The sequence below is a fragment of the Streptomyces jeddahensis genome (assembly GCF_001642995.1).
Classification (GTDB): Bacteria; Actinomycetota; Actinomycetes; order Streptomycetales; family Streptomycetaceae; genus Streptomyces; species Streptomyces jeddahensis.
The window spans coordinates 49,635-71,275 of record NZ_LOHS01000164.1 but is presented as its reverse complement, the minus strand read 5'-3'; the positions used below and the strand labels follow the sequence as shown (position 1 = coordinate 71,275).

Here is a 21,641-nt window from a genome sequence, read left to right as displayed (position 1 = left end):
GCTGACGGGCGACGCCTCACGCCTCTTCCCGCTCAGGAGCGGGAAGAGGCGCCCGCTCGCCCACGGTTGAGGTCCTGACGCGCAGGGTGGGCATGAGGCGGACATGGCGCTTGGTCAGGCCCTCTCCCGCGCGCATGCGCCGTAGCAGCATCTCCACCCCGGTGCGCGCGATGGCCCGGCGCGGTGGGGACACGGCGGTGATGGGGATGTCGGCGAGCGCGGCGAACACATCGTCGTAGGCGACAAGGGCCACGTCGTCGGGTACGGCCAGGCCGCGGCTGAGCAACCGCTGTTGCACGGTGATCGCAACGTCGTCCGAATGGGCGAGGACGGCGGTCACCCCGGCCGACAGTGCCTCCTCCAGCACGTCGTCGAGGCCCTCCATGCTGAACATGTCGACCAGCGGGACGTCCTTGTCGAGCCCGATGGCGTCCGCGACCATCTGAAATCCGCGGTGGATGAGAGCCGAGGTCGGCGTGGTCTGCGTGATGACCGCGATCTTGCGGTGGCCCAGTTCCGCCAGGTGCCGGAGGGCCTGGACCGCGCCCAGCTCGTGATCCGACGCCACGTACTCGATTAAATCCACGTCCACCGGCTGGCGGCGTTCCACGAACACCACGGGCACGGGCAACGTCGACGCCCATGCCGGTACGGGCGCGGCGGCGCTGGGCGTCAGCAGCAGCCCTTCGGCCCCGGCGGCCAGCAGCCTCTCGGCCTGGACCAGATCCTCCTGCTGATCGTGCCGGGAGACCCCCACGACGAGCCTGACATGGTGGGCCGCGGCGGCCGTCTGCGCGCCCCGGATCAGCTCGTGGAAGTAGAGGGTCGCCGCCGGGACCAGCATCCCGATGGCTCGCTGCTTGCCGAGCCTGGGCGCGGCGGGCTCGGCGGCTCCGGCCGGCTTGTCGTCGCCGGGCCGGGGCAGGACCGCGCCCCCGTGCACGCGGACGAGATCGCCGCGCTCGTGCAGCAGGGCGATGTCCCGGCGGATGGTGAGCTGAGCGACCCCGAACCGCTCGGCCAGCGCGGTCACGCGGACAGAGCCGTACCTGCGCAGGAGCTGGAGGATGGCGTCCTGCCTCTGGGCGGCGTGCATGTTCGACCCCCCGTCAGATGTTCTTTCGAACGTACCTTACCGATCGCATCGCGCATCTGACAGCCCATCTCGCCCCGCACCATCCGTATAACACCTGGTCAAAGCGGTCGTTACGGGCTTCATGTTCGTTCATGTTCGATGTTCGGATTGCCTCTTGCCGATGGTCTGGACCGGCCCTCAAAATCCACGGAAGCCGTGACCTGCCTCCCGGAAATGCGCGGCACTCGTCCCCCACGTCTCTGACCAAGGAGAAACATGTCTCGTTCGCAGATCTCCCGGCGGCAGCTGCTCCGCTGGGCGGGGACCTCCACCCTTGCCGTCTCCTCCGCCGGCGTCCTGGGCGCCTGCGCCACCCCCGGCGACTCTCCCACCGCAACCGCCGCGTCGAAGGCAGCGACCAGCAAGGCCAACCCGTTCGGTGTCGCCAACGGCGGCACCCTCGAGGCGGTCATCTTCAAGGGCGGGTACGGCGACGCCTACGCCACCAAGGTGCACCAGCCCCTGCTGCACAAGGCCTTCCCCAAGCTCTCGATCAAGCACTCCAGCACCCCGAACATCGTCGAGGCACTCCAGCCGCGCTTCGTCGGCGGCGACGTGCCCGACGTCAGCAGCCTCCAGAAGCTCGACCTCGGCGCCCTGATCCAGTCCGGGGCGCTGACCGACCTGACCCCTCTGCTGGACGCCCCCACGGTGGACGACCCGGACACGAAGGTCCGTGACGTCCTGGCCCCCGGCGCGATCGAGGCCGGCACCGTCGACGGCAAGTTCTACCGGCTGATGTACGTGCAGACCGTCTACGGCCTCTGGTACGACGCCCAGTTGTTCCAGAAGAAGGGCTGGCAGGTCCCGACCACTTGGGACGCCTTCACCGAGCTGGCCGGCGAGATCAAGAAGGCCGGCATGGACCCCTTCGGCGTCGGCGGCAAGAACGCCGCGGACTACGCCTCGTTCGCCATCCTCGCCCAGGCCGGGAAGGCCGGCGGCCTGGACGTCCTCAAGAGCATCGACAACCTGGAGGACGGCGCCTGGAAGCAGGACGCCGTCATTCAGACGCTCACCGCGTGGAAGGAGTTCGCCCGGAAGTACGTCGACGCGCGCTACGCCGGTCTCATGCACGCGGAGGCCCAACTGCGCCAGGTCCAGGGCAAACTCGCCTTCTATCCCTCCGGCAGCTGGCTGGAGAGCGAGATGAAGAAGGACACCCCGTCCGGCTTCACCTTCGCCATGATGCCGGTGCCCAGCCTGACCCCCTCCGACGCCCTGCCCGGGGCGGCCGTCCGCGCAACCGCGGGAGAGCCGTTCGGCGTCCCGGCCAAGGCGAAGAACCCCGGCGCGGGCAAGGAGTACCTGCGCCAGATGGTCTCCAAGGCCGGTGCGTCCGGCTTCACGAAGCAGACGGGGGCGCTCACCGTCGTCAAGGACAGCTACGAGGGCCTCACGCTCACGCCGGGCACCAAGAGCGCCGCCGACGCGCTGGCGGCCGCCGGGAAGGACGTCTTCAACGTCCGGCTCACCGAGTGGTACGCGCCGATGAAGGAGGAGCTCATCTCCGCAACCCTCGCGCTGCTCTTCGAGGACACCACCCCCGCCAAGTTCGCCGACCGGATGGAGAAGAAGGCGGCGGCGATCAAGGCCGACTCGTCCATCAAGAAGTTCTCTCGCTGAGACTGAACGGAGCGCGTTGATCATGCGGCACGGTAAGTATCCGTTCGTCTACGGGTTCTTGATCCCACCGGTGGTGCTCTACCTGGTCTTCGTGATCGGGCCGTACCTGCAGTCCTTCTACATATCCATGACCGACTGGCGAGGCTTGTCACCCGAGGTCCGGCTCATCGGCCTTGACAACTTCGCCCGGGTGTTCCAGGACGAGATGTTCTGGAAGGCGCTCAGGAACCACGGGCAGCTGCTGCTCACCGTGCCGCTGTTCACCCTCGCGATCGCGCTGCTGTTCGCCTTTCTCCTCAACGTCGCGGGCCGCAGCGCGGGCAACGCGATAGGCGGGCTGCGCGGCTCGACGTTCTACAAGATCATCTTCTTCTTCCCCCAGGTCCTGTCCATCGCCGTCCTCGGCGTGCTGTTCCAGCTGGTCTACCGGCCCGACGAGGGCGGCCTGCTCAACGGCCTCCTCGGCAAGGCCGGAATCGCACCCGTCGGGTTCCTCACCGATCCCGACCTGGCGCTGTGGTCGATCATCGCGGTCATGGTCTGGTCCCACGTCGGCTTCTACCTGGTGCTGTTCTCGGCCGGCATGGCCGCCATCCCCAAGGAGTTGTACGAGGCCGCCGCGATCGACGGCGCCGGCCGGGCCAGGACGTTCTTCACCGTCACGCTCCCGCTGCTGCGCAACCACGTGCAGACCGGCTGGATCTACCTGGGCATCGGCGTCCTGGACTACTTCGTGCTGATCAAGGTGCTCTCGGTCGACGAGGGCGGTCCCGACGGGGCCACCACCGTGCTCGGCATGCAGGTCTGGAAGAGCGCCTTCACCAACTACAACTTCGGCTACGCCTCCGCCCTCGGGGTGGTGCTGTTCTTCATCGTGATGACCTTCGCCATGGTGACCATGCGCTTCACCCGCAACCGTGAAGAGATCGAGTTCTGACGTGGTATCGATAAGCAAAGTCCGGCCCCGCGCCGCGTTTCCCGCGCGGACCGCCCGCAAGCAGATCTCCGTCTACATGCGGCTGGCCCACGTGGCCCTCGCCTTCTGGGCACTGATGGTCATCGTGCCGCTGGTGTTCGTCTTCCTGGGCTCTCTCAAGGACAACACGGAGATCTTCGGTTCACCGCTGTCACTGCCGGGCGAGATACGCCTCGACAACTGGGTCCGCGCATGGCAGACCGCGCACGTGGGCCGCTACCTGCTCAACACGGTGATCGTGGTCACCGGCGGCGTCACGCTGACGATGCTGCTCGGCTCCATGGCCGCCTACGTACTGGCGCGCTACACCTTCCCCGGCAACCGCGCGGTGTACTACCTGTTCGTCGCCGGCATGACCTTCCCCATGTTCCTCGCCCTGGTGCCGCTCTTCTTCGTCGTGCGCAACCTCGGGCTGCTCGGCACGCACACCGGGCTGATCCTGGCCTACGCGGCCTACTCGCTGCCGTTCACCGTCTTCTTCCTGACCGCGTTCTTCAAGACGCTGCCCACCGGAGTGGCCGAGGCCGCGCTCATCGACGGCTGCTCCCACGTCCGCATCTTCTTCCAGATCATGCTGCCGATGGCCAAGCCCGGCCTTGTCAGCCTGACCATCTTCAATGTCATCGGCCAGGCCAACCAGTACCTCCTGCCGCTTGCGCTGCTGCCCGGCGACGCCGAGGACAAGTTCGTCCTGACCCAGGGCATCAGCAACATCTCCGTCGAGGCCGGCTACCAGGCCGACTGGGGCGGGCTGTTCGCGGCCCTGAGCATCTCCGTCATCCCGCTGCTCATCGTCTACGTCCTGTTCCACCGCCAGATCCAGTCCGGCCTCACCGCGGGGGCACTCAAGTGACGACCGCCGCCTTCGCACTGGCGCCCATGTTCCTGCCCGGCATCTTCCCTCCCGACGTGGTGGACCGTCTCGCCCGCCAGGTGCGTCTGGACTCCGCCGGCCCGCTGACCCGGTTCGACACCGACGAGGCCCTCGCGCGGCTCGCCGACGTGGAGATCCTGATCACCGGCTGGCGGTGCCCGCTCATCGACGCCGAGGTCCTGGGCCACGCCCCGAGGCTGCGCGCCGTCATCCACGCGGCGGGCACCGTCAAGCACCACCTCGCCCCGGCGGTGTTCGAGCACGGGATCGCCGTCTCCTCCGCCGTCGCCGCCAACGCCGGACCGGTGGCCGACTACACCGTCGCCGCCATGATCCTGGCCGCCAAGCGGGTGTTCGTCCTCGCCCGCGACCCCCACACCCAACTCGATGAGCACAGCCCCGACGGGATCGGCCTCTACGGCGCCACCGTGGGCATCGTGGGCGCCTCCCGCATCGGCCGCCTGGTCATCGACCGGCTGCTGCCGCTGGGCGTGAACGTCCTGCTGACCGACCCCTACGTAACGGAAGAGGAGGCCCGGTCCCTGGGAGCGCGACTCGTCGATCTCGACACCCTGGTGTCGGCCGGCGACATCGTCTCGATCCACGCGCCCGAACTGCCCGAGACCCGGCACATGTTCGACGGCCGCAGACTTGCCCTGCTCCGCGACGGCGCGGTGCTCATCAACACCTCGCGCGGCAGCCTCGTCGACACCGACGCCCTGACCAAGGAATGCGCCGCCGGGAGGATCGACGCCATCCTCGACGTCACCGACCCGGAGCCGCTGCCCGCCGACCACCCGCTGCGCTCGCTGCCCAACGTCCTGCTCACCCCTCACGTGGCAGGGGCACATGGCCGCGAGCTGCGCCGACTGGGCGAGTTCGCCGTCTCCGAGGTCGAACGGTTCGTCGCCGGGCAGCCACTCGCAGGTGCCGTCCACGCCGACGACCTCGCCCGGATCGCCTGACCCCGCCCTCGAGGAGACCTCTGTGCCCCACCCTGCCACCCTCGGCTTCAGCACACTGGGCTGTCCCGGCGCGACCACGCAGGACATCATCCGCATCGCGGACCAGAGCGGCTGCCGGGCCGTCGAACTGCGGGCGGCCGACGAGGAGCCCTTCTCCGTCGCCCTCGGCCCGGCCGAACGCCGCAGAATCGCCGACGAGTTCCGCGACGCCGGCATCGAGCTGATCAGCGTCGCCTCCTACGTCCGGGTGGCCGACGGCACGATCTCCGACGAGGCGTGCCTCGCCGGTCTGCGCGCGCACTCCGCCCTCGCCCACGACCTGGGTGCCGCCGCCGTACGCGTCTTCCCCGGCGCGGCCGAGCCGGGTCCCGCGGCCGACGACCGCGCGATACGGCGGCTCAGAGCCGCTGCCCCGACCAGCCCCGTCCTCCTCCTGCTGGAAACACACGACTCCCACCGGACCGCCCGTGACGTCGCCCGTGTCCTGAAGCAGGTCGACCATCCCTCGGTCGGCGCGATCTGGGACGTACTGCACACCTGGCTCGCCGGAGAGAACCCCGACGAGTCGGCCGCGCTCCTTCGTCCCTGGCTCCGGCTCGTCCAGCTCAAGGACGTTCCGGGACGGCACGACCGGACTCCGGTCCTGCCAGGCGAGGGCACGGTACCCCTGGAAGAAATCCTCACCGCCCTCCAGACCATCGGCTACCACGGACAACTCTCCCTGGAACTGGAGACCCGCTGGCACCCTGGCGGCCCACCGCTCCTGGACGCACTCCGCCACCTACGGAAGCTGCTGACGGTCCTGCCCGCCGATCCAGGGTCGTGATCTCTTCCGCTACCGCTGAGGCGCAGTGCGCCCCTCAGCGGCGGCCGCCGTCCGCTGGGGCTTCGCCCGGGAAGGTGATGCCGCACAGTCCCCGGATCTCGTCCATAGCCCGCAGCGAGGTGACCGAGTCCGCCAGCGGCCGCAGCAGGGTCTGGAGATGACCGGCGGTAATGCACCGGGCGACTTCGGCGGCCTCGAAGTGCAGGGCGTCGTGGGCGGTGCGGGGTTCGGTGTAGGTCAGCTGTGTACCGCCGCCAAACGCGGTGAGGACCAGGTCGCCAGGCTGGTAGAAGGGGCCGGGCAGGCTCAGGGTGGCGTGCGTGCCGGCGATCGTGGCGGTGGTGGGCGTGTCGCTGAACAGGGTGGTGTGAACGACGGCCTGGTTGCCGTCGGCGTCACGCAGAATGGCGGAGGTCTGTCCGTTGACGCCGGCCGGGTGCGGCTGGCCCTGGGCCATGACCTCGGCCGGGGAGCCGAGAATCCACGTGGCGAGGGAGAGCGGGTAGGTGCCGAGGTCCAGCAGGGGGCCACCGGCCAGGTCGGCGCGCAGGATGCGGTGGCCGGCGGTGAAGTGCTCCCCGTATTCGGCCTGGACGGTGTGGATGTCGCCGAGGGCGCGCGAATCGAGGATCTGGCGCACCACGTCGAACTTGGGCAGGAAGAAGGTCCACAGGGCCTCCGCGCAGAACAGGCCACGCTCGGCCGCGAGTTCGGCGATCTCGGAAGCCTGGGCCGCATTCAGGGCGAGCGGCTTCTCGACGAGTGTGTGCTTGCCGGCCTCCAGCGCGAGGCGGGCGCAGGCGAGATGGGCGGTGTGCTCGGTGGCGACGTACACCACGTCCACGTCCGTGGCGGCGACCAGGTCCTCGTAGGAGCCGTGGGAAGCCGGGATGCCGTGACGGCCGGCGAAGTCCTTGGCGCGCGTGGCATCGCGGGAGGCGACGGCCGTGAAGCGCTGGCGGGTGTGGCGCTGGACGGAGCGGACGAACCGTTCCGCGATCCAGCCGGTGCCGAGCACGCCCCAGCGCAGGACGGGGGCGTCCATCGGATCCGGGGTGCGGGCGGCGGGCAGGGCGGTGGGGAACGCGGGCATCGTCGCTCAGACCTCCGGGACCTCGACGTCGATGGTTCGCCCGCCGTTCTTCATGGACGTGATGACGGCCTCGGCCACCGCGCAGGCCGTCAGGCCGTCGTGTGCGGTGGCCAGCGGTGAGGGCTGCTGCTGAGCCACGGCGTCGGTCCACGCCTGCAGTTCGAGGCGGTAGGCGTCGGCGAAACGCGGACGCCAGTCGGCGGGGTAGGTCGTGGACCGGGCCCGGTCGGCGTCCGCCACGAGCCGTGCCGGGTTGGCCAGGGCCAGCGTGCCGCGCTCGCCCGCGATCTCGCAGCGGATGTCGTAGCCGTAGCCGGCGTTGAGGAACGTCTCAACGGTGGTCAGGGCGCCGTCGGCGGTGCGCAGCAGCATCAGCTGCGGGTCCCGCAGTCCGGTCACCGCCGAGGTGGTGAGGGCCGCGTGCCAGCTCACCTCGGTGATGGGGGAGTCCAGCAGCCAGGGCACGGTGTCGAACTCGTGGATGGCCGAGCCGGTCACGCTGAACTCGTCGGTGCACCCCGGGGAGGAGGAGACGCCCCGGCTGATGCAGTGCAGCAGCAGCGGGCTCCCACAGGCTCCCGCGGCGACCGCCGCCTTCAGTTCCATGTACGCGGGGTCGAAGCGGCGCATGAAGCCGAGCGATATCAGCCCGCCGCCCGCCTGCTGTTCCGCGCGCACGACGCGGACGCATTCCCGCGTGGTGGGGGCGAGGGGCTTCTCGCACATCACGGGCTTTCCGGCCCTCACCGCGGCGATGGCCAGGTCGGCGTGCGTGGAGTCGTGCGAGGCGATGACGACGGCGTCGACGCCCGGGTCGGCGATCAGCGCGTGGGCGTCGTCGGTGGCCCGGGCACCGGGCACGGTGCTGGCGACGGCATCGGCCCGCTCCCTATCGACGTCGGCGACCAGGGTCACCTCGGCGCCCGAGACGAAGCGGTGCAGGGTGCTCACGTGATCGGCGCCCATGTTGCCCGCGCCGATCACCCCGATGCGTACGGCGCTCATGCCAGGCTCACCCACGTCCGCTGCGCGGCGGAGCGCGCCATGGCGTCCAGCGCGACCGCGCTCGCCACGGCGTCGGCCGGCGTCGCCCCGTACGGGATGCCCTCGGCGATCGAGCGCAGGAAGTGGTACGCCTCGATGACCTTCAGGTCGTCGTAACCCATGCTGTTGGCCGCACCCGGCTGGAACGCGCCGTACTCGCCGTGTCCGGGGCCGACGTACACGGTGCTCACGGGCTGGTCCTGGTAGCTGCTGCCGCGGCTGACAGCGAGCTCGCCCATGCGCCGGTAGTCCCAGAACACCGCACCGGTGGTGCCGTGGATCTCGAAGCCGTAGTTGTTCTGCTCGCCGACCGAGACCCGGCAGGCCTCCAGGACGCCCCGCGCGCCGGACGTGAAACGCAGCAGGCAGTTGACGTAGTCGTCGTTCTCGACCGCTCCCAGTTCGCCGCCCGCCGCACGGGTGTGGCCGGCGGTGGCGCCGGTGGGGCGGGCCCGCTCGGGCACGAAGATGGCGGTGTCGGCGGTCAGGGATTTGATGTCGCCGAGCAGGTAGCGGGCGAGGTCCACTCCGTGCGACGCGAGGTCGCCGAGTACGCCGTTGCCGCCGCGCTCGCGCTCGTAGCGCCAGGTCAGGGCCCCGTCGGGGTGGGCGGCGTAGTCGCTGAACAGCCGGATGCGGACGTGGGTGACCCTGCCGATCTCGCCGGCGGCGACCAGCTCGCGGGCTGCCTCGACTGCAGGCGCGTTGCGGTAGTTGAAGCCGACCGTCCCCTGCACACCCGCCTTGCCGACGGCGTCGGCGACCGCGCGGGCGTCCTCGGCCGTCAGGCCCACGGGCTTCTCGATCCAGACGTGCTTGCCGGCCTCCGCCATGGCGACGCCGATCTCGCGGTGCAGGAAGTTCGGGGCGGTGACGCTCACCGCCTGCACCCGCGGATCGGCGGCCACGTCCCGCCAGTCACGGGTCGCGGACGCGAAGCCGTACTGCCCTGCCGCCTCCTCGGCCCGGCCGGGCACCTCGTCCGCGACGGCGACCAGTTCGGGCCGCAGGGACAGCTGCGGGAAGTGGTGCGGCAGGCGGGCGTACGCCTGCGTGTGCACGCGACCCATCCAGCCGAATCCCACGACGGCGATGCCGAGCGTACTCACCATGACAGCCCTTCTTTGGACCGATCCAGAACGTGCGGCCCACCCTGATTCCTGCCCCTATGAGGTGTCAAGGGCTCTTTACAAGAGCCAGCAGCGTATGGAACGGTCCACGCCATGAGGACTCCGACCATCCGTGACGTGGCCGCGCGGGCCGGCGTGTCCAAGTCCCTGGTGTCGCTGGTGTTGCGCGGCGCCGAGGGCGTGCGTCCCGAGAAGCGGGCGGCCGTCCTCGCCGCGGTCGAGGAGCTCGGTTACCGGCCCAACGCCGCCGCGCGCAGCCTCAGCGAGCGCCGCACCCGCACCGTCGGCGTGCTGCTCAACGACATGCGCAACCCCTGGTTCGTGGAACTCCTCGACGGGCTGAACTCCCGGCTGTACGACAGCGGACTGCACATGCTGCTGGCCGACGGCCACCTGAACCGGCGCCTCGGCGAGGACCTCACGCGCACGTTCACCGAACTGCGCGTCGACGGCCTGATCGCCGTCGGCACCCTGCAGGATCCCCAGGTGCTGCGCACCGCCGCCGGGCAGATACCCACCGTCGTCGCGGGCACCCGCGAGCCGGTGCTGCCCGCCGTGGACATCGTCGCCAACGACGACGAGCACGGCGCCCGCCTGGCCACCGAACACCTCATCGGCCTTGGCCACCGGCACATCGCCCACATCGCCGGCCAGGGCGCCGTCGGAGACCTGCGCCGCCGCAGCTTCGAGGCCACCATGCGCGAGCACGGCCTGGACGGCACGGCGGTCGTGGAACAGGGCGATCTCACCGAGGAGGGCGGCTACCGGGCCACCGTCCGGCTCCTGAACCGTTCACCGCGGCCCACGGCCGTCTTCGCCGTCAACGACATGTCATGCGTCGGCGCGCTGTCGGCCGCCGAGGAGAGCGGCCTGCAGGTCCCCCGCGACCTCTCCCTCGTTGGCTACGACAACACCTACCTCTCCCGCCTTCGGCATCTGTGGCTGACCACCGTGGACAACGCCAGCCATGACGTCGGCCGACGCGCCGCCCAGCGGCTGCTGGAGCGGCTCGACGACCCCGACCGCCCCAGCGAGCTCGACCTCGCCCCTCCCGTCCTCGAGGTGCGCGGCACAACGGCGCCGCCCGCGAGCAACGCTTGACGCGCGCCGGCCTCGGTGATGCGTCTCGGCCTGGTTGACGCCCTTCCCGCAGGACCACATGCCGAATGGTGGCTGGGTGTCGGCTCAATCGACGTCACGCACTCCGAGGCGCAGGTGCTCGATGTGGTGGACGGCCTAGTCGCAGGGGCCGAGGCAGTCTGTCGTACGGACGGTGAACCGGGCGCCCGAGTAGGCGGTCCCTGCGCACAGCCGGTCGAGTTGCCAGGCGTGGTCGGTGCCCGGGTGGTTGCGCCACGGGACCCGGGGGCCGGCTGTCACCGGCCTACGGGATCGCCTTCGGCGCCGTCGGTCTGTGTGCGCATCATGGCGTGGCCGCCATGATGCAAGGGGGTGTCCAGCTTCAATCGGGCTGCTTCGCTGCCTGATCGGGCGTCGAAGACGTGGACTTCGCCGTGGCCGCCGCGGGTGACGGCGACCCAGTCGGAGCCCGGCGATGCGGCCACCGCACGGCGTTGGACGCCCTCCCAGGGGGTGCCGCCGCGGCGGGGCGCGCCGTCCATGGCGGGGAGGGGGACGCGGCGGGCGGTCTCGTCGGCATCCAGGAGGATCAGTTCGTCGCCGTCCGGGTGGATGCGGGTGAACGCGGTGTGGTCCTTGGCGAGGGCCAGCCGGAAGACCAGCCCCGGGCCGAGCTCCGTCAGCGTCGTACGGTCGGCGGCCAGGTCGTGGCACCACGCCTGGTTCGTCCACTCCGGCCATCGCAGGGCATCCGCCGGGCCGCCCCGCAGGGTCGACCACAGTGCCGGGCGCCGCGGGTCGAGCCGCAGATACCAGCCCCGGGCGGGCGAACCCCACGGGATCACCAGCTCCGGGACGAGTGCGTCGCCCTCACGGCGTGCCCGGTGCACTCCCTCGCCCGTGGCCGCGAACACCTGGCTGCGGTCAGGGACTTGGGCGTCTCCGTGCCCGTCGTCCGGCAGCGGAACGTGTGCGTGGGGCGTGACCGCAGGGCAGCCGGGCGGTGCCCCGAGCAGGTCGGTGAACCGGTGGACGGCCAGTGCGCCAGGCTCCCGGTGTCGTAGGACGATCAGTGGATCGCCGTTGCCCAGGACTGTCACACCCGGTTCACCCACACGCGTGCGCACCCGGGCAGCGTCTCCCGTGGTGAGGTCGACGACCGTCAGCAGGTCCGACCACGGCTCGCCGTTCTTGCCCAGGCCCGTCGTGACGGCCACCCACCGGCCGGGTGGGTCGCAGGCGAGGTGCTCGGCCGGCACGGCGACCGGGATGGCGGTCTCCACCAGCTCGTCGCCGAACGGGTCGAGCACCAGCAGCTCGCCCCTGCGGTCGTCGACGCAGACCGTTCGCCCGCCCGGCAGCGCCAGGAACCCGGCGTGCTCGGAGAGGTGACGGCCGGTCAGGCGGCCCGCTTCGGTGCCGTCCGGCACGCTCAGTACGTGGACGGATCCGTCCACGTGATCGGACACGATCAGCAGGGGAGGTGCGGCGGTCATCGATGCCTCCAGGAAAACAGGGTCTGGTGAAAACGATTATCATGTATCTTCGGTGCGTTCCGGGGACCCTGAGAAGAAGCGAGGGCATCGATGCTGCGCTCACCGTCGAGATTCGTCCGAAGCTGGATCACCGCAGCGATCGTGGGTTCGGCCCTGGTCGGTTGCGGCGCGTCCGCCGAACCCGCCGGCGAGGAGACCACTGCCGCCAAGAAGACCGATGTCACCGTCGAACCCATCAAGGCGGCACAGGAGTTGACCGACACGAACGGCGTCAACGTCTCCCTCGAGAAGGAGCCCGAGCGGATCGTCTGCCTGTTCGCGCTCTGCGACGACATCCTGACCGAGCTGGGCATCGTCCCCACGGCCACGAACAGCGCACTCCTCGCCCACTCCGACTTCCTGGGGAAGGAGAAGGCGAAGGAGGTCGATGTCATCCCCGGCGGGTTCATCGCGCCCGAGGTGGAGGCGATCCTCTCCCACAAGCCCGACCTCGTGATCGGCCTGGAGGACACCCACGGCAAACTCGCCCCGGCGCTGAAGGACGCCACCACGTTCTGGCCCATGCAGCCCGAGACGTGGGAGGACAGCGTGGGCTACCTGCGCGATGTCGCAGCGCTCACCGGCCGCACCGCCGAGGGCGAGAAGGCCGAGAAGACCTTCCGCACCAAGCTCGCCGAGGCCGAGAAGAACAAGAGCGACAAGACCGCGCTCATCATCTACGGCAGCGACGAGAACTTCGGCGTCGCCACCCCGGAGACGGACGTGGGCGCCAGCCTGCTCCCGAAGCTTGCCGACTACCCCTGGAAGTCACGTGGGGTGGAGGGGAGTTACAGCCTCGAGGAGATCCTCGCCGCGGACGTCGACGTGCTGTTCGTCGAGACGATGAGCTTCGGCGAGGCGGACGGCAAGCTGTCGGAGAAGCTGGCGAAGAACCCCCTGTGGGGCAAGATCCCGGCAGTGAAGAACGGCGACGTCCACGAGGTCGACTCCGAGGTGTGGGCCAAGGGACGCGGTACCCGTTCGCTGGGCATCCTCCTCGATGAGGCCACGGCCGCGCTGCGGTGAGCGCCCCCACCGCGACACGCACCGCGGCAGGTGACACGGCATCGGGCACACGGCGGTCCGCGCGTTCGGCGGGCAGGTGGCAACTGCCCGCCGCGGTCGCCCTGTTGATCACCGCGTCAGTCTGCGCGCTGAGCCTGGGCACTCCTTACGTCCCCCTGCACCAGGTGCCCGGCGCGCTGTTGCACGCCGACAGTACCCTCGCCGGGATCGTCGTCACCGAACTGCGCGTGCCCCGCCTGGTGCTGGCGCTGATCGCCGGGGCCTGCCTGGGCGCGGCGGGGCTCGTGCTCCAGGAGGCGCTGCGCAACCCCCTGGCCGTACCGGAGATGCTCGGTGTCTCGTCCGGGGCCGCGCTCGGGGTGGCTGCTCCGCTGGTTCTGTCGGTGTCCCTCCCCGCCGCTGTCCAGCCCCTGCTGGCCATCGGCGGGGCCGCGCTCGGGGGCGGGCTCACGCTGCTCGCCGCAGGGCTGGGGCGCAGCCCGTCCGCCGTACTGCTGACCGGCGCCGCGGTCGCCGCCGCGCTGCAGGCCGCGCTGCTCGTGCTGATGGTCATGGCCGACCAGCTCGACCTCCAGCTGATCTACCGCTATCTGCTCGGTTCACTCTCCGCCCGTACCTGGGAGGACGTGACCGGGCTGTGGCCGTGGCTGCTCGTCGCGGTTCCCGCGCTCGTGCTGTGCGCGCCGGTGCTCTCGGTGCTGCGGCTGGGGGACGAGGACGCCGCGGCGCTGGGCGTGCGCGCCCAGCGGGCACGGTTCGCCGCGCTGGCCATCGCCGTCGTGCTGATCGCGCCCGTGACGGCCGTGTGCGGACCGGTGGCGTGGGTCGGGTTCCTCGCTCCGCACCTGGCGCGATGGTTCAACCCCGCGGCGGACGCGGTGCGTTGGCTGCCCTGGTCCGCCGTCTGGGGCGCCGTCGTCGTGGCCGTCGCCGACGTCCCGGCCCGGCTCGCGCTGGCACCCGTGGAGACGCCGGTCGGCGCGTGGACGGCCCTGCTCGGCGTGCCCGCCGGGGTCGCCCTGCTCCGGTCGGGCAACCGCAGGCCCGCGGCCCGGCGCCGAGCGGCGGGCTCCGATGCCGTGGGCCCGGCGCCGCAGGGTGTGGAAGCCGACCCTTCGGAGAAGGAGGTCCGGTGAGCCGGCGTTTCACGGTGCTCGCCGCACTCGCCGTCGTATGCGCCGGGGTGGAACTCGTGGCCGGGCGCGGTATGTCCCCGGCCGCGGTCTGGGACGTCCTGGGCGGCGCCGGCGACACCACGGAACGGCACATCCTGCTCCAGCTCCGGCTGCCCCGGCTGCTGGTGGCCCTCGGTGCGGGGGCGTGCCTCGGCGTGGCGGGCCTGGTCCTGCAGTCGGCGCTGCGCAACCCCCTCGCCGGACCCGAGGTGACGGGTGTGACGCCGGGCGCCGTGCTCGGAGCCGTCACCGCAACCGGCCTCGGACTCGCGGGGTGGGAATCACCCCTCGCCGTGGTCGTCGCCGCATGCGTGGGCGGCTGCGCCGGGGCCGCGCTGCTGTGGCTGCTCGCCGGGCGCGGCCGCAGCGACCCCGCGCAGACCGCCGTGCACGGGGTGCTGGTGTCGGCCGTGCTCGGCGGGCTCACCGCCATGGTGCTGCTCGTCGCACCGGGCGAACTCGGCAGCGTCGTGCAGTGGCTCGTCGGCACGACGGAAGGCCGGGTGTGGCAGCACTGGCACCTGCTGTGGCCGTGGGCGCTGGCCTGGGGTGCCGCGGCCTGGCTGCTGGCCGGGCCGCTGACCCTGCTGCGCTGCGGGGACGACACCGCCCTGGCCGTCGGCCTGTCCGTGCGACGGGCCCGCACCCTCGCCCTGCTGTGCGCGGTGGCGCTGACGGCAGGTGCGGTAGCGGCCGTGGGGGCGCTGGGATTCGTCGGGCTGCTCGTACCGCACCTCGCCGTGGCCGTCTTCGGCGCCGACCTGCGGGTGACCCTGCCCGGCTCCGCCCTGGTGGGCGCGGTGGTGGTGTGCGGGGCGGACGCGGCGGCACAGCTGTCCTCGCGGCTGCTGGCGGCCGGGCTGGACGCCGGGCGGTTCACGCTGCCGGTCGGGGCCCTGACCGCCTGCCTCGGGGCCGCGCTGCTGCTGGTCGTCGTGCGCCGCGCGCCGAACCGTACGTTCTGATGTCGACTTAAGGACAGAGCTTGACTTCCTCCCCCTCGTGAACGAGGGGGATTCCTACGGCTCACGCCGTGGGGTTTTCTGCTTCACCGCCGACTGCCCGCCCGGAGTTCTCCGTTGAGGTCTTACACCGGCTCCACAGACAGACACCGCCAGCCCGGCGGCCAGAAGGTTCTTCGCCGCGTTCACGTCCCGGTCATGGGCCGTGCCACAGCTGACGCACGTCCAGGTACGGACGCTCAGCGGCATCTCCGACTGGAGGGTGCCGCAAGTGGAGCACAGCTTGGACGAGGGGAAGAAGCGGTCGACCGCGACCACGTCCCGCCCGTACCAGCCGGCCTTGTACTCCAGCATGCTCCGGAACTCGGCCCACGCGGCATCGCTGATGGCGCGGGCCAGGCTCCGGTTCTTGACCATGTTGCGTACGGTCAGGTCCTCGATCACGAGCGTTTGGTTTTCGCGCACGAGTCGAGTGGTCAGCTTGTGCAGCACATCACGCCTGCGGTCGGCGATCCGGGCATGGATCTTCGCGACCTTCCGGCGCGCCTTGCGCTGGTTGGCGCCATCGCCCTTGGCCTTCCGGGACAGCTTCCGCTGAGCCTTGGCCAGGCGTTCGCGGTCGCGGCGCTCGTGCCGGGGGTTGGCGATCTTCTCCCCGGTGGAGAGGGTCAGCAGGTGGTCCAGGCCGACGTCGATACCCACTGCCGTATCGGCAGCCGCGAGCCGCTTCACCCGCGGGTCCTCGCACAGCAGGGAGACGAACCAGCGTCCCGCGCTGTCCCGGCTGACGGTCACCGTGGTCGGCGATGCCCCGTCGGGCAGGGGGCGGGACCAGACGACGTCCAGCGGGTCGGCCATCTTCGCCAGCGTCAGACGGCCGTCACGAAAGCGGAACGCCGAGGAGGTGTACTCCGCGCTCGCGCGGGACTTCTTCTTCACTTTGAAACGCGGGTACTTGGCCCTTTTGGCGAAGAAGTTCGCGAAAGCGGCCTGCAAGTGCCGCAGCGTCTGCTGCAGCGGGACGGAGGAGACGTCGTTGAGGTAGGCCAGTTCCTCGGTCTTCTTCCACTCGGTCAGCATGGCCGAGGTCTGGTTGTAGTTGACCCGTTCCTGCCGCGCCCACGCCTCGGTGCGGGCGGCGAGCGCCATGTTGTAGACCTTGCGCACGCATCCGAACGTGCGCGACAGCTCGGCTGCCTGTGCATCGGTCGGATAGAAGCGGTACTTGAACGCCCGCTTCACGTGAGTGGCCACGACTCACAAACTATCATCACAATATGTGGCCATATTCTCACGGTTGGTGATGGGTGCCGATCCGCCCGGAGGGCGAATCGGCTTTCTCTGCCCTGCTCCGCAGGAGTCCGTTTCCTCCCCCGTCTGAAGGCGGGGGTATCCATGGAGGAATCCAGATGACCGAGTCCGTGGGGATCCGCGTCGAGGGGGTCCACTTCGGCTACCCCGGCCAACCCGTGCTGCGCGGCGTCGACATGAGCGTCGAACCGGGCGAGCTGACCGCCCTCATCGGCCTCAACGGCTGCGGGAAATCGACCCTGTTGCGTCTGGCCGCCGGACTGCTGCGGCCCGACGAGGGGCGCGTTCTGCTCGGCGGAGACGACCTGGCCCGGCTGTCCCGGCGCGCCACCGCTCGGCGTGTGGCGCTGCTGCACCAGTCGGCCCCGGCCGTCCCCGGCATGACGGTGCGTCATCTCGTCCGGCAGGGGCGGTACGCGGCGCGCGGTCCGCTCGGCATGCTGCGCGAGGGCGACGACCCCGTCGTACGCCGCGCACTGCGTGACGTCGGCGTGGAGCACTGGGCCGAGCGTGACGTCGACGCCCTGTCCGGGGGCGAGCGGCAGCGGGTCCGGCTCGCGATGGCGCTCGCCCAGGACACCCGCGTCCTGCTGCTCGACGAGCCGACCACCTACCTGGACCTGCACCACCAGCTCGACGTGCTGCAGACCGTCGTCCGCCTGCGCGAGGAACGCGGCCTCACCGTCGTGATGGTGCTGCACGACCTCGCGCACGCCGCCCGGTTCGCCGAGCGGATCGTCGCGCTGCGCGAGGGCCGCGTGGTGGCCGACGGTACACCGAAGGAGGTCGTCACGCCGGGGCTGCTGGCGGACGTTCTCCGGGTGGCCGGCCGGGTCGGCCGGGACCCCGAGGGGGGCTGGCCGGTGTGTTACCCGGATCACCCTCTCCCAGCTCTAGAATATGAAAATCATATTCATTAGAGTGACGCGTGGCGCTCATCCGAACGCCGCATCTCCCTGACGAACAAGGAGAGTTCATGGACAACGAGCAGGTCTTCGCGCCGATCGCCGACCCGGGCCAGCTGGCTCACGACTCGGCGTCACACTCCAACGCGCTCGTCGAGAACCCCTTCGAGGACACCGAGGAGTAAGCGAGGGCTCAGCGCTCTCGTCTGTGGGCCCGCCCGCCGTCTGCTGGGCGGGCCCACGCCATCCAGGCCCTTCCCACAGGAGGATCGACGTGTCCCACAGCCAGCTCGTACCCGGTGTGGAGGTCGTCGCCGTACCGGAGCGAGGTCTCGCCGTCCGTACGGCCGACGGGGAGTTCCTCAGCCTGAGGACGGGAGACGCGGACGAGGACGCCCTGCTCTCCCGCCTCTCCGGTACGGCCGCGGGTGATCCGGATGGCGAACTCGACCGCATCGTCCGGGCCTTCGAGGACGCCGGGTACCTGGCGGACGGACCACAGCGACCGGAATGGCCCGCCGATCGCCGGGACATCCGGCTGCTGGGCGACCCGGTACTGACGGAACCGCTGGCCGCGATCCTGCGCGGCCTGGGCGCCGAGCCCCGAACGGCCGTGCACAGCAGCACGTCAGCGTCACCTGACGAGTTGTCCGCCGGAGGCCCCGCTGCCGTCGTGTGGTGCCTCGACGGGCCCGTGCCCGAAGGGCTGTGGGACGCCGCCGACCGGCTGCCTGAGCGCGGCATCGCCTGGCTGCGCTGCCACCGCGAGGGCTGGCAGGCGTACGTCGAGCCCCTCGCCGCCGCTCCCGGGGACGTCACCTCGGCTCACGTCCGGGCCCGCCGGCTCGCCGCCACACCCGCCCACCGCGAACTCGCCGCCTACTGGAGCGGGCCTCGTACGTCCGGACTGCCCGTCCGGTTCACCGCTCCCGCTGCCGGGCTGCTGGCCGCCCTGCTCGCCGACGACCTCAGCCGGTGGATCACCGGCGCACCCGACATCGGCGATCTGCCCGCCCGGCGCCGGCTCCGGCGTGTCGACCTGCGCACGCTGACCGTCACCGAGCACCCCGTGCTGCCCGTCCCCGAGGTCGCCCCGATGCCGAAGCAGGCCGGATGACGCCGTTCACCGTGGCCGTCGAAGGGCTCGCCACCGACGTCCGCCTACCGGACGGCGACGGTCCCTTCCCGGCCGTCCTCATCCGCACGCCCTACGACCGGAGACGGCACCGCGCCGAGGCGCGCGGCTGGGCCCGCCGCGGGTTCGCCGCACTGGTCCAGGACGTACGGGGCCGGCACGCGTCGCCGGGGGAGTGGCGCCCGTACGCGAACGAGGCCGCCGACGGGGCGGCGACCGCCCGCTGGATCCGCGGGCAGTCATGGAGCAGCGGGCGGTTGGTCGCCGTCGGCGCCTCCTATGCCGCCCACTGCGCCCTCGCGCTCGCGCTCGACGCGCCCGAGGACGCCCGGCCCGAGGCCGTCATCGCCGCCGTGCCCGCGCTCGGCATCGCCGAGACGGCGCGCGAGCCCTCGGGCGTGGAACGGCTGCTGGCGCGCGCCGGGTGGTGGGCGGCTCACGGGGACCGGCAGGACTCCGACGAGAGCGCACTGGACAAGGCCCTCGCCGCGGACCCCGGACTGCTCACGCACCTGCCGCTGACGGGCATCCCCGCAAGGCTCGGCCGGAGCCTGCCCTCCTGGCCGGGCCTGTGGCGGCACCACGAGCGCGGCCGGCTCCTCTCGGAGGCCGAGCACGCCGGGATGCCCCTGCTCGCGGTGGGCGGCCACCACGACCACTTCACCGAGGACACCGTCGCCCTGTGGCACCGCTGGGGCGGTCCGTCGGCACGGCTCCTGCTGGGCCCCTGGGGACACGGCCTCGTCGCCGAGCCCGGACCGGACGCCGAGCCCGCGCACCGGGTGGGCCTTGGCAACCTCTACGTGCGCTGGGCCCGCCTCGCCCTCGCCGGGGAACTCGGGTACGGGCACGGAGGCGCGGTCGCGCTGGGCGGCAGCCCCCTGTGGGTGCCCGCCGGCACGGAGGGCGAGCCGTACGGCCCCCGCGTACGGCTGCTGCACGGCGCCTCCTTCACAGCCGACCCGGAACACCCCGTGTCGTCCGCGGACTTGGCCGTCCCCACGGACGGCCAGCCCGACCGCTGTGTGCTGGTCACCCCGCCACTGCCGCGTCCGCTGGACGTGGTCGGGCCCGCAGAGGTGCGGCTGCGGGCCACCGCCCACACGCCGTCGGCCGACTGGGCCGTCCGGCTCGTCGCCCTCACGCCGGAAGGGGTGGCCGAGCGGCTTGCCGTCGGCGTCGTCCGACGCGAGGAACCACCAGGAAGGCACGCCGAGATCACCGTACGGCTCGGCCGGCTCGCGCGGCGACTGCCCGCGGGTACCCGGCTCCGTCTGGAGATCGCCGGGCACCACTTCCCGGCCCACGCCCGCAACCCCCACACCGGCGACGACCCGGTCACGGCCACTCGGATGCTCGCCTCCCGGCGCGAGGTCGAGGCCGGGAGCGTGGCGCTCCGGCTCCCCGTGCTCCGTTCCCGTCCCACCTCCACCGATCCCGCAGAGGAGATCCTGCGATGACGGCGCTGCCGCTGGAAGCACTCGTCGACCCCGTCTGCGGCATCGTCCGCAAGGTCAAGCCCGTCGAGCACCCCGCTGGCGCGCCGCCCCGCTACACCGCGCTCACCGCCGAGATCTCCGACGCCCGCAGGCTCGGCCTGTGGCCCGCCGACCGGGTGTCGCTCGGCACTACCTTCGGCGACCCCGAAGGCGCCCGAACAGCCGCCATAGCGGAGGGAATCGAGCGGTACTGCGGCAACCGCGTGCCGCCGCCCGGCCACCCCGACGCCCCCCTGCGTGCCACGGCCGGCGAACTGGCCGAGAAGGGCCTGCGGCTGTACGGGCCGGATGAGCTGCCGGCCTACGCCGACTGGCAGTACGCCCGCGAGAAGTTCCCCTACCGCCCCCTCACGGCCGACACGCCGTCCCTGTGGACGCGCGGCACAGAGGGGCTGCCCGGGGGACGGACCGCCGAGGTCTGGGCGCCCGTCGCACTCACCCACCTCAACTGGCGCCAGGGTGAGCTGCGGTCACTGCCGCGCACCCACCACCTCAACTACGCGGGGATCGCCACCGGGCAGGGCTTCGACGACGCCGTCGAGCGCGGCTTGCTGGAAATCGTCGAACGCGACGCGCTCGAACTGTGGTGGCACCTCGACGGCCCGACCCGCGGCATCGACCCGGCCAGCGTGCCCGGCCTCACCGACGACCTCGCCGGAACCGCGCTCGACGTCCATCTCGTCGAGATGCCCTCGGAGTTCGCCCCCTGCATGGCCGCGCTCGTCCACGATCCCCGGCTCGGCCTGTACGCCGCCGGGTTCGCCTGCAAGTACGACCCGGCCGAAGCCGCCCGCAAGGCAGTCCTCGAAGCCGTCCACACCTGGGTCTTCACCCAGGGCCTTACCGACCCGGGCGGCTGGGTGTTCCAGGCCGTCGAGGCCGGGCTGCTCGCCCGCGGGCTGTACTTGGATCACCGGGCCGACGGCCGCTATCTGGATGTGTGCGGCGAACAGTTCGAGAACGTGCGGGACCTGGGCGCGCACGTCCAGGTGTGGCTGGACGAGCGGATGGCGCCCGAGGCCCGGCGGTTCACCGAGCCCGCGCACGGGACCGTGCCCATCGACGCGGTCGAGCCCGGTAGCCGGGACCGGCTGGAACGCGCGCTCCGCCAAGGCGGCCACCGCATCATGACGTTCGACCTCACGACCGAGGACGTGGCCGAGACGCCGCTGCGCGTCGCCCGGGTTCTCGTCTCCGGACTTCTTCCCAACGCCCCTGCCTCCTTCGGTTACTTCGGCTGCCCGCGCCTCGCCGAGGCCGCCGTCGCCCGTGGCTGGCGTACGACCGCGCCGAGCGCACCGGAGGACTTCACGCTGGCTCCTCCGCCTCACATGTGAGGGCTGA

The 21,641-nt window shown here is 71.3% G+C and carries 20 protein-coding genes and 1 pseudogene; 14 read left to right on the top strand and 7 right to left on the bottom strand.

Annotation, left to right across the window (positions count from 1 at the left end):
• Positions 1-16: 16 nt before the first annotated feature.
• The gene (locus STSP_RS33050) at positions 17-1,096 is read right to left on the bottom strand and encodes a substrate-binding domain-containing protein (RefSeq protein WP_067284712.1); all 1,080 of its coding nucleotides are present in this window, start codon (positions 1,094-1,096) and stop codon (positions 17-19) included.
• A 255-nt stretch (positions 1,097-1,351) separates the two neighbouring features.
• Here STSP_RS33050 and ngcE point away from each other — a divergent pair, with 255 nt between their 5' ends.
• Genes ngcE through STSP_RS33025 form a run of 5 tightly spaced genes read left to right on the top strand, consistent with a single transcriptional unit; the run spans position 1,352 to position 6,402 of the window.
• Entirely contained in the window at positions 1,352-2,761 is a 1,410-nt protein-coding gene (gene ngcE, locus STSP_RS33045; RefSeq protein ID WP_067284711.1) for an N-acetylglucosamine/diacetylchitobiose ABC transporter substrate-binding protein, read from the top strand.
• A 22-nt stretch (positions 2,762-2,783) separates the two neighbouring features.
• A complete protein-coding gene (locus tag STSP_RS33040) occupies positions 2,784-3,698 on the top strand; it encodes a carbohydrate ABC transporter permease (protein ID WP_067284710.1) in 915 nt (304 codons plus the stop codon).
• Position 3,699: 1 nt separating this feature from the next.
• On the top strand, positions 3,700-4,590 hold the full coding sequence (locus STSP_RS33035) for a carbohydrate ABC transporter permease (protein WP_408646394.1): 891 nt from the start codon (positions 3,700-3,702) through the stop codon (positions 4,588-4,590).
• A complete protein-coding gene (locus STSP_RS33030; protein WP_232789884.1) occupies positions 4,587-5,576 on the top strand; it encodes a hydroxyacid dehydrogenase in 990 nt (329 codons plus the stop codon). The genes STSP_RS33035 and STSP_RS33030 overlap by 4 nt, the downstream gene beginning before the upstream one ends.
• Before the next feature lie 22 nt (positions 5,577-5,598).
• Positions 5,599-6,402 carry a sugar phosphate isomerase/epimerase family protein gene (locus STSP_RS33025; protein ID WP_067284709.1) on the top strand — a complete coding sequence of 268 codons (804 nt, stop codon included), beginning with the start codon at positions 5,599-5,601 and terminating at the stop codon, positions 6,400-6,402.
• Between the two features lie 34 nt (positions 6,403-6,436).
• Here the strand turns inward: STSP_RS33025 and STSP_RS33020 are convergent, their stop codons facing one another.
• The 3 genes from STSP_RS33020 to STSP_RS33010 are packed head-to-tail and all read right to left on the bottom strand — an operon-like array spanning position 6,437 to position 9,651.
• On the bottom strand, positions 6,437-7,495 hold the full coding sequence (locus STSP_RS33020) for a Gfo/Idh/MocA family protein (protein ID WP_067284708.1): 1,059 nt from the start codon (positions 7,493-7,495) through the stop codon (positions 6,437-6,439).
• A 6-nt stretch (positions 7,496-7,501) separates the two neighbouring features.
• Positions 7,502-8,500, bottom strand: a complete 999-nt coding sequence (locus STSP_RS33015) for a Gfo/Idh/MocA family oxidoreductase (protein ID WP_067284707.1) — start codon at positions 8,498-8,500, stop codon at positions 7,502-7,504.
• Positions 8,497-9,651, bottom strand: coding sequence for a Gfo/Idh/MocA family protein (locus STSP_RS33010; RefSeq protein ID WP_067284706.1), 1,155 nt, complete (start codon positions 9,649-9,651; stop codon positions 8,497-8,499). Before STSP_RS33010 ends, STSP_RS33015 begins: the two co-directional genes overlap by 4 nt.
• A gap of 111 nt (positions 9,652-9,762) precedes the next feature.
• Between STSP_RS33010 and STSP_RS33005 the strand changes: the two genes are divergently transcribed.
• Positions 9,763-10,770, top strand: coding sequence for a LacI family DNA-binding transcriptional regulator (locus STSP_RS33005; RefSeq protein ID WP_067284705.1), 1,008 nt, complete (start codon positions 9,763-9,765; stop codon positions 10,768-10,770).
• 138 nt (positions 10,771-10,908) lie between these two features.
• On the opposite strand, the pseudogene STSP_RS39425 reads toward STSP_RS33005, so the two are convergent.
• Together STSP_RS39425 and STSP_RS33000 are read right to left on the bottom strand one after the other, a co-directional pair.
• Positions 10,909-11,022, bottom strand: a pseudogene (locus STSP_RS39425) ((2Fe-2S) ferredoxin domain-containing protein); the annotation flags it as partial.
• A gap of 23 nt (positions 11,023-11,045) precedes the next feature.
• Positions 11,046-12,245, bottom strand: a complete 1,200-nt coding sequence (locus STSP_RS33000; RefSeq protein ID WP_067284704.1) for a YncE family protein — start codon at positions 12,243-12,245, stop codon at positions 11,046-11,048.
• Between the two features lie 90 nt (positions 12,246-12,335).
• Between STSP_RS33000 and STSP_RS32995 the strand changes: the two genes are divergently transcribed.
• The 3 genes from STSP_RS32995 to STSP_RS32985 all read left to right on the top strand — a co-directional run bounded on the left by STSP_RS32995 (position 12,336) and on the right by STSP_RS32985 (position 15,450).
• Complete coding sequence (locus tag STSP_RS32995) at positions 12,336-13,310, top strand: ABC transporter substrate-binding protein (RefSeq protein WP_198547488.1); 975 nt, start codon at positions 12,336-12,338, stop codon at positions 13,308-13,310.
• Between the two features lie 104 nt (positions 13,311-13,414).
• Positions 13,415-14,446: a FecCD family ABC transporter permease gene (locus tag STSP_RS32990; protein ID WP_067284730.1), complete on the top strand. Its 1,032-nt coding sequence runs from the start codon at positions 13,415-13,417 to the stop codon at positions 14,444-14,446.
• Positions 14,443-15,450, top strand: a complete 1,008-nt coding sequence (locus STSP_RS32985; RefSeq protein ID WP_067284703.1) for a FecCD family ABC transporter permease — start codon at positions 14,443-14,445, stop codon at positions 15,448-15,450. Before STSP_RS32990 ends, STSP_RS32985 begins: the two co-directional genes overlap by 4 nt.
• Before the next feature lie 54 nt (positions 15,451-15,504).
• Here STSP_RS32985 and STSP_RS32980 read toward each other — a convergent pair whose 3' ends face one another.
• Positions 15,505-16,701 carry an RNA-guided endonuclease InsQ/TnpB family protein gene (locus STSP_RS32980; protein WP_067284702.1) on the bottom strand — a complete coding sequence of 399 codons (1,197 nt, stop codon included), beginning with the start codon at positions 16,699-16,701 and terminating at the stop codon, positions 15,505-15,507.
• Positions 16,702-16,856: 155 nt separating this feature from the next.
• On the opposite strand from STSP_RS32980, the gene STSP_RS32975 reads away from it, so the two are divergent.
• From STSP_RS32975 to STSP_RS32960, 5 genes are all read left to right on the top strand, one after another.
• Complete coding sequence (locus STSP_RS32975; RefSeq protein WP_067284701.1) at positions 16,857-17,678, top strand: ABC transporter ATP-binding protein; 822 nt, start codon at positions 16,857-16,859, stop codon at positions 17,676-17,678.
• 56 nt (positions 17,679-17,734) lie between these two features.
• On the top strand, positions 17,735-17,848 hold the full coding sequence (gene amiA, locus STSP_RS40885; protein WP_241270818.1) for a streptamidine family RiPP: 114 nt from the start codon (positions 17,735-17,737) through the stop codon (positions 17,846-17,848).
• Between the two features lie 89 nt (positions 17,849-17,937).
• Positions 17,938-18,780 (top strand): hypothetical protein, encoded by an 843-nt coding sequence (locus STSP_RS32970; RefSeq protein ID WP_067284700.1) that lies wholly within the window; start codon positions 17,938-17,940, stop codon positions 18,778-18,780.
• Positions 18,777-20,258, top strand: a complete 1,482-nt coding sequence (locus tag STSP_RS32965) for a CocE/NonD family hydrolase (RefSeq protein ID WP_067284699.1) — start codon at positions 18,777-18,779, stop codon at positions 20,256-20,258. The genes STSP_RS32970 and STSP_RS32965 overlap by 4 nt, the downstream gene beginning before the upstream one ends.
• Positions 20,255-21,634: a YcaO-like family protein gene (locus STSP_RS32960; RefSeq protein WP_067284698.1), complete on the top strand. Its 1,380-nt coding sequence runs from the start codon at positions 20,255-20,257 to the stop codon at positions 21,632-21,634. Before STSP_RS32965 ends, STSP_RS32960 begins: the two co-directional genes overlap by 4 nt.
• The last annotated feature ends 7 nt before the right edge of the window (positions 21,635-21,641 follow it).

Bases quoted from the DNA above. Each gene is read 5' to 3' on its own strand.
- STSP_RS33050 (WP_067284712.1), bottom strand. From the start codon at position 1,096: ATGCACGCCGCCCAGAGGCAGGACGCCATCCTCCAGCTCCTGCGCAGG.
- ngcE (WP_067284711.1), top strand. From the start codon at position 1,352: ATGTCTCGTTCGCAGATCTCCCGGCGGCAGCTGCTCCGCTGGGCGGGG.
- STSP_RS33040 (WP_067284710.1), top strand. From the start codon at position 2,784: ATGCGGCACGGTAAGTATCCGTTCGTCTACGGGTTCTTGATCCCACCG.
- STSP_RS33020 (WP_067284708.1), bottom strand. From the start codon at position 7,495: ATGCCCGCGTTCCCCACCGCCCTGCCCGCCGCCCGCACCCCGGATCCG.
- STSP_RS33015 (WP_067284707.1), bottom strand. From the start codon at position 8,500: ATGAGCGCCGTACGCATCGGGGTGATCGGCGCGGGCAACATGGGCGCC.
- STSP_RS33010 (WP_067284706.1), bottom strand. From the start codon at position 9,651: ATGGTGAGTACGCTCGGCATCGCCGTCGTGGGATTCGGCTGGATGGGT.
- STSP_RS33005 (WP_067284705.1), top strand. From the start codon at position 9,763: ATGAGGACTCCGACCATCCGTGACGTGGCCGCGCGGGCCGGCGTGTCC.
- STSP_RS33000 (WP_067284704.1), bottom strand. From the start codon at position 12,245: ATGACCGCCGCACCTCCCCTGCTGATCGTGTCCGATCACGTGGACGGA.
- STSP_RS32995 (WP_198547488.1), top strand. From the start codon at position 12,336: ATGCTGCGCTCACCGTCGAGATTCGTCCGAAGCTGGATCACCGCAGCG.
- STSP_RS32975 (WP_067284701.1), top strand. From the start codon at position 16,857: ATGACCGAGTCCGTGGGGATCCGCGTCGAGGGGGTCCACTTCGGCTAC.
- amiA (WP_241270818.1), top strand. From the start codon at position 17,735: ATGGACAACGAGCAGGTCTTCGCGCCGATCGCCGACCCGGGCCAGCTG.
- STSP_RS32965 (WP_067284699.1), top strand. From the start codon at position 18,777: ATGACGCCGTTCACCGTGGCCGTCGAAGGGCTCGCCACCGACGTCCGC.
- STSP_RS32960 (WP_067284698.1), top strand. From the start codon at position 20,255: ATGACGGCGCTGCCGCTGGAAGCACTCGTCGACCCCGTCTGCGGCATC.